9 protein-coding genes are annotated in these 13,027 nt (G+C 64.4%); 2 read left to right on the top strand and 7 right to left on the bottom strand.

The features are described from left to right. Positions 1 to 7 precede the first annotated feature (7 nt). Positions 8 to 1,048 carry a zinc-binding dehydrogenase gene (locus tag ACY9XZ_RS04725; RefSeq protein ID WP_463455897.1) on the bottom strand — a complete coding sequence of 347 codons (1,041 nt, stop codon included), beginning with the start codon at positions 1,046 to 1,048 and terminating at the stop codon, positions 8 to 10. 479 nt (positions 1,049 to 1,527) lie between these two features. Between ACY9XZ_RS04725 and ACY9XZ_RS04720 the strand changes: the two genes are divergently transcribed. Then, a complete protein-coding gene (locus ACY9XZ_RS04720; protein WP_004518274.1) occupies positions 1,528 to 1,722 on the top strand; it encodes a XapX domain-containing protein in 195 nt (64 codons plus the stop codon). Between the two features lie 87 nt (positions 1,723 to 1,809). Here the strand turns inward: ACY9XZ_RS04720 and ACY9XZ_RS04715 are convergent, their stop codons facing one another. Together ACY9XZ_RS04715 and ACY9XZ_RS04710 are read right to left on the bottom strand one after the other, a co-directional pair. Beyond that, complete coding sequence (locus ACY9XZ_RS04715) at positions 1,810 to 2,556, bottom strand: twin-arginine translocation signal domain-containing protein (protein ID WP_463455896.1); 747 nt, start codon at positions 2,554 to 2,556, stop codon at positions 1,810 to 1,812. Positions 2,557 to 2,559: 3 nt separating this feature from the next. Then, entirely contained in the window at positions 2,560 to 6,021 is a 3,462-nt protein-coding gene (locus tag ACY9XZ_RS04710) for a CehA/McbA family metallohydrolase (RefSeq protein WP_463455895.1), read from the bottom strand. Positions 6,022 to 6,387: 366 nt separating this feature from the next. Here ACY9XZ_RS04710 and ACY9XZ_RS04705 point away from each other — a divergent pair, with 366 nt between their 5' ends. After that, positions 6,388 to 7,314 carry a nucleoside hydrolase gene (locus ACY9XZ_RS04705; protein ID WP_463455894.1) on the top strand — a complete coding sequence of 309 codons (927 nt, stop codon included), beginning with the start codon at positions 6,388 to 6,390 and terminating at the stop codon, positions 7,312 to 7,314. Positions 7,315 to 7,353: 39 nt separating this feature from the next. On the opposite strand, the gene ACY9XZ_RS04700 is transcribed toward ACY9XZ_RS04705, so the two are convergent. From ACY9XZ_RS04700 to xacF, 4 genes are all read right to left on the bottom strand, one after another. After that, positions 7,354 to 8,529, bottom strand: coding sequence for a mandelate racemase family protein (locus tag ACY9XZ_RS04700; protein WP_463455893.1), 1,176 nt, complete (start codon positions 8,527 to 8,529; stop codon positions 7,354 to 7,356). 116 nt (positions 8,530 to 8,645) lie between these two features. Beyond that, positions 8,646 to 9,512 (bottom strand): MBL fold metallo-hydrolase, encoded by an 867-nt coding sequence (locus ACY9XZ_RS04695; RefSeq protein ID WP_463455892.1) that lies wholly within the window; start codon positions 9,510 to 9,512, stop codon positions 8,646 to 8,648. A 45-nt stretch (positions 9,513 to 9,557) separates the two neighbouring features. Then, entirely contained in the window at positions 9,558 to 10,640 is a 1,083-nt protein-coding gene (gfo6, locus tag ACY9XZ_RS04690; protein ID WP_463455891.1) for a D-xylose 1-dehydrogenase Gfo6, read from the bottom strand. A gap of 708 nt (positions 10,641 to 11,348) precedes the next feature. Next, positions 11,349 to 12,794, bottom strand: a complete 1,446-nt coding sequence (gene xacF / locus ACY9XZ_RS04685) for a 2,5-dioxovalerate dehydrogenase (RefSeq protein WP_463455890.1) — start codon at positions 12,792 to 12,794, stop codon at positions 11,349 to 11,351. Between the last annotated feature and the right edge of the window lie 233 nt (positions 12,795 to 13,027).

Below are 13,027 nucleotides of genomic sequence, written 5' to 3'. Positions count from 1 at the left end.
CGGCCGCTTACAGTTCGCTGTCGGGAACGACGACGACCTTCCCGAAGCCCTCGCGGTCCTCGATTATCTCGTGTGCCCGCGCGATCTCGCTCATCGGCAGCGTCTCGCGGACTCGCGGCTCCAGTTCGCCCTCCCAGACCAGGTCCAGCACTTCGTCGGCCTGCCCCGGGGTGGCCATCGTCGAGCCGATGACCTCCAGCTGGTTCCAGAAGATGCGGTTGATGTCCGTCTCCGGGTTGCCGCCGGTGGTCGCGCCGCAGGTGACGACCCGGCCGCCCTTGACGAGGCTCTTGAGCGAGTCCTGCCAGGTCTGTGCGCCGATGTGGTCGACGACCATGTCGACACCGCGGCCGTCGGTCAGGTCCCGGATCTCGCTCGCGAAGTCCGTCTCCTCGTAGTTGATGGTGTGGTCCGCCCCCAGTTCCTCGGCGTAGTCGAGCTTCTCCTGGCTGCTGGCGGTGGCGAACACTTCAGCGCCGGCGTGGTCGGCGATCTGGACCGCCGCGTGACCCACGCCGCCGGACGCACCGAGCACCAGCACTGACTCGCCAGCTTTCAGGTCGCCGCGGTCCCGCAGCATTCGCCAGGCGGTCTGGAACACCAGTGGCGACGCGGCGGCGGTCTCCCAGTCGACGCCCTCCGGGACCGGTGTGAGGTTCTCGGCCGGCACGGCGGCGTACTCGCTGTGGACGCCCCGGACGTGTTCGCCGATGATGTGGAAATCCGGCGCGAGTGTCGGATCGCCCTTCCGTGTGAACTCGTCGCCCCCGCCGCTCTTGCCGGCGAGGACGGCCACCCGGTCGCCCGGTTCGAACCGCGAGACGCCGTCGCCGACCTCGTCGACGATACCCGCGGCGTCGCTGCCCGGGATGTGTGGCATTTCGAGGTCGACGCCGGGAAGCCCGCGCCGGGTCCAGATGTCGAGGTGGTTCAGCGCGGCCGCTTTCACGTCGATAACTACCTCGTCGCGGCCCGGTTCGGGGTCGGGAAACTCGCCATACTCGAGTACGTCACGGTCGCCGTGACTGTCGAACTGAACGGCTTGCATCGTCATCACTTCCCGTGGCTCGCTTATAAACGCCAGCCTCCCGGCGACTGTTCGGATTCGGCGGTCAGTTTCCGCTCCGCCGCTGCCACTCTATTTGTGTGTACAACTTCGGTACTACAGCCGCTTGGAGTGTATTCGTCTGTATGTTTGGATGTATATTTCTATATAGAATGGATATCGCGACAGCTGTGCTTTATGAACTCGTATCAAGTAAATGTAGATGTGTATACCAACAACCAAGAACCCAAAACCGGCCCCCTTTCGAATATATGGACGTATTTCACGATTTTACAGGACTATCCGAGGATGTTATGTGGTACTGCTCACCACTGCTGGCCCGAGGAGGAGCATACTTACCGCTCGAACCCGTTCTATATGCCACCAATGACACACACTTCAAACATACCTGCCGGCCGCTCTCAGGGCGTTTCGACGCGCGACTGTGCGGGTCCTCGCCGTGGGGCCGTGGTGATCGATCGATGAATCTCTCGCTCGTTATCGTCGCGACGATGACTGGCGTCGCCACCGGCGTCGTGTTCGGACTGCTGGATGTCCCCATTCCGGCCCCGCCGAACCTCGCTGGCGTCATGGGTATCCTCGGTATCCTCGTCGGCTACCGCCTCATCGAGTACTTCGACGTCGGCGTCAGTCTGCTGTCGTTGCTGAAAGTCTGAGCAGCCGTACTTCCCTTCTTTTCCACAAATCGCAGTATCCGATCTCAGTATTCGAAAGACGGTGATAGTAGCGACGTCGCTGCCTCGTCAGTGGTCCGGGTGCTCGGTCCCGTTGCGGTGCTCGTGACCGCTCTCGTTCCCGCTGTGGTCTGTTCCCGTCTTCTCGTGGTCGTGGTCGCGAGTGAGGCGGCCGTGGTACGTGTCGAGCGTCCGTTCGAGGAGCGCGGTCCGCGTCTCGTGGCCCTCGACGACCGGTTCGACCCACCGTGACTCCGTTCGCCAGTACCCCATCACGTCGCCGGAGGGCTCGATCACCTCCGCGTCGAGCCCCCTGACGCCCCATTCGTCCGTGTACGCCTGGATGAACGAGACGACGACCGTCTCGATGCCCGCGGCGAGTTCGTGGCTGCGCGTGCTCTGCGTGACGTAAGTCAGCCTGACGCGGCTGTCTTCGACGGCGAGGGAGTCGATATCGACGAACCACTTCCGGAGGTTGGACTCGAACGCCGCTAGCTCGGTCTCGGTAGTGCCCTCGGCGTCGTGGTCGCTACCTGCGTGTTCGCCGTCATGGGTGTGTTCCTCGCCGTGCTGGTGCCCGCTGTCGGTGTGCGTGTGTCCGTGTCCGCTTTCGTTATGGTGTGCCCCACCCTCTGTCTGCACGGGCGTCTCACTCTTGCTGGGTGTCGCCGCTGACCCGCTCGACTCGCTGGCTCCGACGCCCGACTGGCTGTTCTGAGTTCCGCCGAGGCTGCTACAGCCAGCACTGGCCACCGCAGCCAGCCCGAGGGTTCCGAGGAACCCGCGGCGGGTCAGCCGCTGGCTGGTCTCCGGCATGGCTTACGTCCCCCGCCTCGTTGCGAGCAGCGCCGCGGCGACGAGCGCGAGCAGCGCGACGACGGCGGTGAACCCGGGCCCGGATGCGGCGGTCGTCTCCGGTTCCGCGGTCATCGTGTCAGCTGCCGTCGTGGTCGCTGACTCGCCCTCGGTGTCGGTGTCCGCTGGCGTCGCAGTTCCCGTAGTACCGCCGGATTCGCCGTTGCCGTCAGTTCCGGATTCGGCTTCCTGGCCGGTCGAGATCCAGACCGGACTGGTCAGCGCTCGGTCGCCGTCCTCGTCGACGACGCGGAAGGCGATCCAGGCGTCTCCATTCACGTCCACGTCGGTGCTCACGGTGTCGTTCGTCCCGTCGAGCGTGACGTTCGAGACTGTCGTCCCGTTCCGGATGACCTCGGCGTAGGCGAGTTCGTCGAGGTTCCGCACCGTCGCGGACGCCTCCACGGCGGACCCGGCGGTCGTGTTCACGGTCTCGCCAGGCATCCTGTCGTCGACGGTGAACTCGACGGCCGGCCCGTACGTCGCGTACGTGTGCCCGTCTTTCACGGACTGGGCCCACTTCTCCGGCGTGACGGTTCCCTCCACGTACGCCCGCGTGCGGGCGCTGCCGTATTTCGCCGGGAAGCACTGCGAACAGTGGTCGTCGCTGACACCGGTCGCCGTGATCTCGTAGCCTTCGTTCCAGAGGGTGAACAGCCCTTGGACGCTGGCTGCGTCGGACTCGCCGTACGGGCCGTTGTATGCCTCGATGGCGTCGACCATCGGGAGGTACTCCTCGTGCTGGCCGGGCGCGCTGTCGAGATCGACGAAGCGGTCACCCGGATGGTTGATCTGGAACACTGTCGCGTTGTGGCGGCTGCGTGACTCCTCGATGAACGCCACGATGGTCCCGTTGGAGTCGACCATCTCCTCGCCGTGCATCGGATAGGGGTTGAAATGTCCGAGGTCGCCGGTCGTGATCTCCTCGCTCCGGATGAACATGATGTCGCGCTCCTCGGCCTGTGACTCCATCGCCCCCCAGCCGCCGATGGCGTTGTGGTCGGAGATGAACACCGCGTCGACGCCCGCCGATTGCTGGATGGCGACGAAGTTGTCGATGGGCGTCTTGCCGTCGAAGCTGACGCTGCTGTGGGCGTGGGGGTCGATGCCGACCCAGTTGCGCTCGCTGGGGTCGAGTTCCTCGGTGAACGTCGCGTTGACGCTGACCGACTCGCCGGGCGTCACCGAGATGTTCTTCTCGACGGGTTCGGCGATGTAGCCGGTGCCGTGGTTGAACACCAGCGTGTAGTTGCCGGGCGGGAGCTGGAGCGAGGCCGTGCCGGCCGGCGTCGTCTGCGTGTACACGGTCTGGACCGCGGTACCCTCGTCGAGTACCGTGATCCGGGCGTCGGCGGGACTGACCTCGCCCTCGTCGTCGATCATGGCAGTGACGTTGACCGGAGCCGGCCCCTCCAGGGAGTCGAAGTCGGCGGTGGCCGTTTCGCCGCCGTTGACGGTCACAGATTTGGGCTCTGAGGCCGCAAACCCGCTGGCGTCGGCCGTCAGCGTGTACTCGCCGGCAGGCAGTTCGAGTTCGTACGTTCCCGTCTCCGACCCAACGGTGTAGGTGAACGCACCGTCATCGGTTGCCGCGGTGACCGTGGCCTGTGAGACGGACTCGTTGTTCGTGCTTGCGATGGTACCGGTCACGGTTCCCGTCTCGGTTCCTTGCTGTCGGTTGTAGTACTCGCTGGTCGCGCTACTTGAGCCGTCCTCGCCGACGAAGAAGGCGAACTCCGCCGACCGCGTCTCACCGGGGTCGAGGCGGTGTTCGAGCCACGGGTCGACCCACGTCGAGGAGGCGGTGTACGAGGTGAACGAGCCGTTCCCGCCCCAGACGCCGTAGCTGACGCGGTCGCCGGTGAGCGCGGCCCACGGCTGAGTGAGCGTGTCGGCGCTCACCGGCGGCGCGCGCGTCTCCTCGATTGCCCCCGAACCGGGGAGCCAGGTGGACTGGCCCTCGGAACTCAACGCTGCCCCGCTCTGGAGACGCTCGGAGTCGTTGACCGGGAGCCGCTGGTCCCCGTCGTTCTCCATCGTGGTGTTGATCCAGATGTGACTGGAATCGGCCGGCAGCGTGTACGTCGTCGTGACGGAGACGTTCGGATTCGTACTGACGTGGCCGGTCGCGGTGACGACCGCCGCGCCGTTCGGCCCGGTGGCGTTCTGGCGCTCGAAGGACTCGTAGACGGGCCACGTCCCGAAGTCGTTGAACGCGAACTCGGCGACGCCGATCTGGTCGGTCGTCAGTCCGTACGCGTTGGCGTCGTAGATACCGCCCGGCAGCGTGCCGAAGGGGCCGTTGGTCTCGGTCCCGATGGCGGCGGCGATCTCGCTGTTTTTGAGCACGATCGTCTCGCTTGCCGGGGTCTCGCCACCTTTGATCCGCTCGCCGGTGACGGCGACTGGCTTGTCCGGTCGCTCGACGTGGCCCGACGAGGCCAGCCACTTCACCGTGCGGAAGAGGAACGGCCGCGTGTCGGTCTGCTGGTGTTCGGCCTGCCACTCGTCGGTGAGATACGTCGTGAGCGATTTCTGGCTGCCGAAGGCGACGACGCGACCGTTGTCACCGATGTCCCACGTCGCGGCCGCGCCGACGATGCGCTCGCCGCGGGGGAACTCCTCCTCGGTGGTGGAGTAGGTGTACTCGTAGGTGTCGCTGTCACCGTACAGCAGCGGGGCTTGCGTCCCGTTTTCCGTGTCGGTTACGTTGAGACTGACCCCGTCGTACTCCACGGTGTCGACGCCCCTCGTGATCGGATGCTGGCCCGTGTTGTGGAGGACGACCCGCCACTCGTAGTCCTCTACCGTCTTGTTGGTCGGGTCCTGGATGTTCCGGAGCCACCTGTCGCTCTCGCCGTTGAAGTGCAGTCCGTACGGGTCGGTGATGTCGTTGAGCTTGCCGGCGTGGCCCTGCAGCGGCGAAGTCCAGTCCCCGACGACGAACAGGCTGCCGCCGTTTCTGACGTACTCGTCGATCGCTTCCTGTTCGGCCTCGCTATAAGCCGTCTGGGGGACGGGGATGATGACCACGTCGTAGTCCGACAGCCCGTCCGCGGACGAACTGTTCCACGAGGTCAACCCCCCGGTCGTCGACCGTTTCGTGTCGACGTCGTACCCGCGCTCGCTGAGCCGGTTCGCGAACTCCGTGAACGTCGAGCCCTGATGACTCCCGTCGATCAGGACATCGACGCCGGCACCGCTGTTGTTGAGATCGACAGAATCATCAGGAACCGGACAGCTACCGTCAAGCTGACAGGTGGCGCCACCGGCCGATGCCGTCTGTGTCGCAGTCTGGCTGTTCGTCGTTGCTAACTCGGTTTGCTCGCTCGGGGCTGCAGCGGCGCTTCCGATGAAGCCGGCGCTGACAGCGGAAAAAACGAGTAGGACGCTGAGCAGTATCGACCGTCTATGATTGCTGTCCATCACTTCCTGTACGGTATCGAGAGTGTACAGTTAAAATTTATCCTAACCGAACCATTTCGGGATAATGACTGTATTCTGTAACAAACTGCCGGCTCCGGGCTGTCTTCGAGTACCGTCACGCGGTTTCCACTTCCAGCACTGATCGTGCCCCGGACTGTTCCGTGGTCTCGCACCGCTTGGCTGGTACAAGATGGTTGTGGCGCCACACCCCATCTGTCGGCCACACATTCCGACACACCCGCTGTGGTGGCGGCGACAGCACGACACATGCCCCACAAGACGCTGCCGATCTGCCGATAGCGGTGCTCCCGTGTCTCGACCAGTCCACACCAGCTTTTAATACCCGATAGGGGGAAATCCGGAGGTATGTCACGCAAAGTGTTCTTCGATACGGACCCCGGCTGCGACGACGCGGTCATGTTGGCGATGGCGCTCGGCCACGACGAGGTCGATGTCGTCGGTCTCTCGACTGTCTGTGGGAACACGACTATCGAGAACACGACGCGAAACACCCACGCGATACTGGCGCTGGGCGGCTACGACGTGCCGGTGGCTCGGGGGTGTGGCCGCCCGCTCGTGGACGACCTCGACACCGCCGAGTGGATCCACGGCGAGAACGGACTCCACGGCGACATACCCGACGTCGACGGCGACACGCGGGACATCCACGGGGCCGACGCGATTATCGAAGCCGCCCACGAGTACGGCGACGAACTGACGATTGCGGCCGTCGGGCCGCTCCCGAACCTGGCGATCGCGCTGGCCAAGGAACCTCGCTTGCCCGACCTCGTCGACGACATCTATCTCATGGGCGGCGCGGCGATGACGACCGGAAACGTGACGCCGATGGCCGAAGCGAACTTCCACAACGACCCCGCGGCGGCCAGCCGGGTCCTGCAGGACGCGAACACGCGGATGGTCGGCCTGGACGTGACCAACCGCGCTACGGTGGCCCCCGAGTTCATCGAGGCGTTCCGCGAGGCCGGCGGCGTCCGCGGCACCGTCGCCGAGTGGCTCGACTACCGGCCCGACTCCGGGACCTACCCGCTGGCCGACGCGCCGGCCATCCACGACGCCGCCGTCGTCGCGGATATCATCGACGAGTCGGTGCTCACCTTCGAGAAGTACTATCTGGAAGTGGACACGACCGGCGGCCCCTGCCACGGGGCCGTGATCTGTGACGAACACGGCACGACCGACACCGATCCAAACGCCCGCGTCGCCGTCGATATCGACGTGGACCGTTACCGAGCGGTTCTCGAAACCGGCGTCCGGGCGTACGCGGCGGAGTAGTCCCAGCCCGGCCGGAAACGCCGCTCCCCTCCGGTGGCGCTATTCGTAGGTGTGGACGCTGCCCGTCGCGTTCGCTTCGATGTACTCCCAGTCGTACTCCACGCCCAGTCCCGGGCCGTCGGGGACACCGACTGTCCCGTCGGAATCGACGGCGTCCATCAGGTCGGAGTAGCCGCCCTCGTACACCGGCGGCTGGGTGTTCTGGCAGTCCGGGTGGACCAGCGCCATCTCGTAGTAGTTCGAGTTCCGACAGGCGGCGATGCAGTGCCGCTGTGCGGGGCCGGGCGCGTGGAACTCCACGTCCAGCCCGAACGCCTCGGCCATGCGGGCCACCTTGATCGCGCCGGTGATGCCCGCGTCGTACTCGGGGTCGGCCCGGAGAAAGTCGGTCGCCTCGCTGGCGGCGAAATCGGACTTGATCTCCAGCCCGCGGATGTGCTCGGTCTGGAGGATGGGCGTGTCGAGCTTCTGGGCCAGTTTCTTGTGGGCGTGCTGTGAGATGCCGCCGTCCCGGAACGGGTCCTCGTACCAGAAAAAGCCCTGTTCGTCGAGCGCCCGGCCCAGTTCCAGCGCGTCGGCGAACGTCTCCAGTTCGCAGGCGGGATCGTGCATCAGGTCCATCTCGTCGCCGACGGCCTCGCCGACAGCGTGGACCGCCGCGACTTCGCGGTCGAGGCTCCGGGCGTCGTCGCCGCCGCCCCAGCCGTGGATCTTGAAGCCGCCGAAGCCCTCGTCGCGGCATTCCTGGGCGAAGTCGGCGAAGGCTTCCGGCGAGTCCAGCCCGCCGGCGTCGTCGCCGTGGTAGGTCGACGCGTAGGCTGGGATGCGCTCGCGGTAGGTCCCCAGCAGTTCGTGAATCGGCGCGTCGTAGTACTTCCCGGCGAAGTCCCACAGCGCGATGTCGATGGGGCCGATGCCCATCCGGTCGTACTTCCGGAGCGCGCGCTTGCATTCCGACCAGTGTTTCTCGCGTTTCAGCGGGTCCTTGCCGATGAGGTACTGTGCGACGATGTTGTACTGGGCGGCCGCCGGGGAGTTGCCGCCGACGTACTCGCCCGTGATTCCCTCGTCGGTATGAATCTGCACGCCGAACAGTTTCCGGGTCGTCGTCTCCCCCGGCGCGTACACCAGATTGAAGCCGTGCTTGTCGGTCCCCACGTCTTCGAGGGGGTACTCGAACTCCCGGCTTTCGATTTTTGTTATCGTTGGCGACATTTGTGGAACGTTCCAAGGTTGGGATATTAAAACTACCCCGCGGCAAACGAAAGACAGCGATCTCGGGTGGCTGTTTGAACCTGTATCCGCTTCATCAAACGAGAGTCAGGGCCACATCAGCCGTCGCCCAGTGCGCCGAGACGCCGAATTCCAGGCACGTCCAGCTGCACTGAACAGCCGATGTACAGCGGCTCGATGGTTCGAGGATATTCGAAAGACACCGCGTGCTCGTGGAGTACCTTCGGATCGCCGGCCTCACCTTGCCACATGTCGTGATGGGAGGGGAGCAAGCGAGTGAGCCGGAGCTGGTTCGCGGCCTCGATGATCTCGTTTTCGTCCATATACCACTTCGTTCGGACGCCGCGGTCGGGTTCGGGCTCGTAGATGGAACCGACGGTCCCGAAGGCTAGCGCGCCCGCGTCGATGTCGAACCGACTGCCCACGTCGGTAAATTCCTCCGCAGGCCGGCTGTCGCCGGCGTGGAAGAACGTCCCGGCGTCGTGCTCGATGACGTAGCTCACGGGTTCGATGGCGTCGGGGTCGTTCGCGCCGGTGACGTGAACGGTGAAATCGCCGACGGTGAACTCGTCGCCGACGGCGATCTCGTTGCGCCGCTCGTCGGGCACCCGCATATCGCCGTCGTAGTCCGGCGATTCGTACGAGGCCGACGGTGCGTACAGATCAGCCCCGCAGTCCTCGACCAGCGGACCGTACGACGGCGGGTGCATGTGGTCGATGTGTTCGTGCGTGACGAGCGTGGCGTCGCACTGGCTCGCATCAGCGGGGTCCATCGGCACCGGTATCATGCGGATGAGGTTCGGCGGATCGCCCGTCCCGAAGTAGGGGTCGATGTACAGCGTCGTCGACTGCGAACGAAGGACGAAGCCGTTACAGCCGAGATACCAGACTGTGACGCCGTCGCCGGGGTCCGTCGCTTCGATTTCCCGGCGGACGAACCAGTCGTCCCATGTTGACTCTACCATACGTCGACCTACGCCCGGCCCGCTCAAAAAGTCCCGTGGCGACACTCAGTCGAGTGTGACCGTCGATTCTGTCTCAGAGGCTTCGTAGACAGCCTTGATCGTCTTGATGTCGACGAGGCCGTGCTCGCCGTCAGCGTAGGGTTCTGTATCGGTCAGCAGACAGTGGGCGAAGTACTCGAACTCCTCTTCCATCTGGTCGATCTGCTCGAAGTCGATGTCGACCGTCGTGCCCTCGTGGGAAAGCTGGAGCGCGCGGTCGTCCCAGGGGTAAAACGCCGGTTCGACGCGGACTTTCCCTCCGGTTCCCAGTACGGAGATGTGGCTGTCGAGGTAGGCGTTCTGACTGGCTGTACACGCCGCGTACACGTGACTCGGGAAATCCAGCTGGAACGCGCCGTGTTCATCGGGCACGTCCGCGAACTCTCCTTGCACGGAGGCGACCGTTCCCCGGACGGCAACGGGATCGGCGTCCAGCAGGAACCGGCTCGTGTTCAGCGGATACAGGCCGATGTCCATCACGGCACAGCCCCCGGAGAGCTCCCAGTCCAGCCGCCACTGGTCGGGGTCGGGGACGAGTTCGAGGATGGGCTCGGTCATGTTGCCGTGAATGAACAACGGTTCGCCGATGTACCCCTCGTCGATGAGGTCTTTCGCCCGCCGGACGGCCGGCTCGGTGTGCATCCGGTAGGCGATCATCAGCGTCGCGTCGTGTTCGTCACACACCTCGACCATCCGCTCTGCGCGGTCGATCGTGGCCTCCATGGGCTTCTCACAGAGGATCGCCTTGTCCAATTCCGCCGCCGTCTCGACGAAGGGGAGGTGGCGAGCGTTCGGGGTGACGATGTAGACGGCGTCGTAGGCGTCGCTCGCGGCCCCGTCGTGGAACTCCCCGTAGGTGATCGCGTGCTCGACCGTCTCCGAACCGGCCGCCACGTCGGCCGCCTTCTCGCGGTCGCCGCTGACGAGTACGGTCGTCTCACAGAGCTCGCCCGCGTCGACGGCGGGCATCGCCTGCTCGGTGGTCCACCAGCCCACGCCGATCATGGCAAACCGAACTGGACTGTCTGTCTCTGTCCGCTCCTGCCAGTCTCGGCGGTCGAACCCGGCCGTGAGCGCGTCGACGTTCATGCCGCTGGCGTCGGCTGGCCGGCTATTATGTCTTGTGTTGGCAACCCGTGCTGGCCTGCAATGTTCCAGAGAAACGAATGACAGTTCATGTATCGAGCGAATTAATCCCGGCTAATGACACAAGTGTTTGACATCGTGGGACGGGCCGTCAGTCTCACACGCCGATGTTCTCCAGCAATCGGTCGGTACTCCGAACGGAAAATGCCGTTTCACGGGCTTTCTACGGGTGGTATCCGTTCGTGATCGCCGTTTCTCGAATCGAGAATAACGACAGTACAACCGTTACGGAAGGCGTTCCATTATACTGAACGGGCAGCTGTGAGCGGCGCGCCACGGTGTCTCTGATAGACCGCTCCGAACCTCCGTCCCGCTCACTGTGGTCACTCCGTAGCCAAACTGCCGACGACGAAGCGGTGCTGCGCCCAACCGGACACGGGTATAGACACTGTTTCTCACTGCGTCCGGACTGGTCCAGCAAGCGGCACCGAAACACATCCCGGATGTTGGGGCGCTAACAACGAGAGTGGAACGTCTGTCCGGGACAGAGTGGCGATGCTGGGGCCGTTCCACCATCGTCGGTCGTGCTCTGACCATGACTTTGCACGCTCGCTCTTGCGGTGGACAAGAGCAATAGCAGGTAGAAATTAATAGTATATAAATCTTTGTCACATGAACGCTACTTCCGATCAAGAACGGTGACAGCCTCGGTTAGCTGTTGCGGTACACCGTCTTGATGTAACTGAAGAACTCCAGGCCGGCGTCGCCCTGCTCGCGGTAGGTGTTCGTTGAGGAGCGTTTGAGGCCGCCGAACGGCACGTGCAGCTCCAGCCCGGTGGTCTTCTCGTTGACCTTGACCACGCCGGACTCGGAGCGCTCGATGAACTCGTTTTCTTCCTCGATCCGGTCGGTCACGATGCTGGCCGAGAGGCCGTAGTCGATGTCGTTCGCGACCTCGACGCCCTCGTCGAAATCGGAGACAGGAATCACGGCGAGCACCGGCCCGAACACCTCTTCCTGTGCGATCCGCATGTCTGGCTCGACGTCGGAGAAGACGGCCGGCGAGATGAAGTTCCCGGCGTCGTACTCGCCGCCGGTGAGTTCTTCACCGCCAGTTTCGAGGGTCGCCCCCTCCGACTGTGCGATGTCGATGTACTCCAGGCTTCCCGCGAGCTCGTCCTCACTGACGTGGGGACCCATGTCGGCCCGGTTGAGACCGTCACCGATCTCCAGGGACTCGGCGTAGTCGACGATAGCGTCGAGGAACTCATCGTAGATGTCCTCGTGGACGATGGCCCGGGACGTCGCGGTACAGGCCTGGCCCGTGCCACCGAAGGCCCCGGCCCCGACGATGTCCGCCGCCTTCTCCACGCCGGCGCTCGGCATGACGACGGTCGGGTTCTTGCCGCCCATCTCCGCCTGGGCGCGCTTCCCGTTGTTCGTCGCCTGATCGTAGACGTGCTCGCCGACTGAGGCGCTGCCGGTGAACGACACCACGTCGACGTCGTCGTGGGTGGTCAGCCGTTCGCCGACCTCACTGCCGGGGCCACAGACCAGATTGATCGCGCCGTCCGGAATCCCGGCCTCGTCCAGCGCCTCGACGATCATTGCGCCGACGGTCGGGGCCTGCATCGCGGGCTTGATGACGACGGTGTTACCGACCGCAAGCGCTGGAGCGATCTTCCAGGCCGGAATCGCGATGGGGTAGTTCCACGGTGTGATGAGCGCCGCGACGCCCATCGGCTCTTTCTTCGTCTGCAGGCCGGCGCGGCCGCCGCTTGGTTGTTTGACGGTGCCGCCGAAGTCCCGGGCCTTCTCCGCGTAGTAATAGAAAATATCAATCGCCCGCTGTACCTCACCTTCGGCTTCGCCGAGGGGCTTCCCCTCTTCGCGGGTCAGCGTCTCCGCCAGTTCGTCTTTCCGGGACTTCAGGATTTCTCCGGCCTCACGCAGGATCGCACCGCGCTCCGGCCCGGGCATCCCGCCCCATTCGTCGGTCGCGTCCACCGCGGCCGCGACTGCGTCGTCAGTTTCCGCCGTCGATGACACCGGAACCGTGCTGACAACGTCGGTCTCGTCCGCCGGGTTTGTGACGTCCTGTGTCTCCCCGCTTCCGGTCCACTCGCCACCGATATAGTTCTCGTACGTCTTCGTCATACGCTCGAATCATCTCGTTCCCGATACTTACGCGTTTCCCATCCCTCGCTGTGGTGGTTCGTCCGGCACCGGTCCCTGCAAATATTAGTCCGTTTCCTGTGGCTCCCGGTGCCCGTGTGATCGATAGTTCAACGTATATGACAGCCGTCGTACCACGTTGGCATCCGCGTTCCGTCCCACTCGACCACCCTCGGAAAGGCTATGCTTGCTCACCTACCCTGAGAAGCGTCGAA

It is taken from the genome of Haloarcula sp. HT12 (assembly GCF_055271655.1).
Note: the sequence above shows the minus strand (reverse complement) of the source record. Positions and strands in the feature narration are given on the sequence as shown.

Bases quoted from the DNA above. Each gene is read 5' to 3' on its own strand.
- ACY9XZ_RS04700 (WP_463455893.1), bottom strand. From the start codon at position 8,529: ATGTCGCCAACGATAACAAAAATCGAAAGCCGGGAGTTCGAGTACCCC.
- ACY9XZ_RS04695 (WP_463455892.1), bottom strand. From the start codon at position 9,512: ATGGTAGAGTCAACATGGGACGACTGGTTCGTCCGCCGGGAAATCGAA.
- ACY9XZ_RS04720 (WP_004518274.1), top strand. From the start codon at position 1,528: ATGAATCTCTCGCTCGTTATCGTCGCGACGATGACTGGCGTCGCCACC.
- gfo6 (WP_463455891.1), bottom strand. From the start codon at position 10,640: ATGAACGTCGACGCGCTCACGGCCGGGTTCGACCGCCGAGACTGGCAG.
- ACY9XZ_RS04725 (WP_463455897.1), bottom strand. From the start codon at position 1,048: ATGCAAGCCGTTCAGTTCGACAGTCACGGCGACCGTGACGTACTCGAG.
- ACY9XZ_RS04715 (WP_463455896.1), bottom strand. From the start codon at position 2,556: ATGCCGGAGACCAGCCAGCGGCTGACCCGCCGCGGGTTCCTCGGAACC.
- xacF (WP_463455890.1), bottom strand. From the start codon at position 12,794: ATGACGAAGACGTACGAGAACTATATCGGTGGCGAGTGGACCGGAAGC.
- ACY9XZ_RS04710 (WP_463455895.1), bottom strand. From the start codon at position 6,021: ATGGACAGCAATCATAGACGGTCGATACTGCTCAGCGTCCTACTCGTT.
- ACY9XZ_RS04705 (WP_463455894.1), top strand. From the start codon at position 6,388: ATGTCACGCAAAGTGTTCTTCGATACGGACCCCGGCTGCGACGACGCG.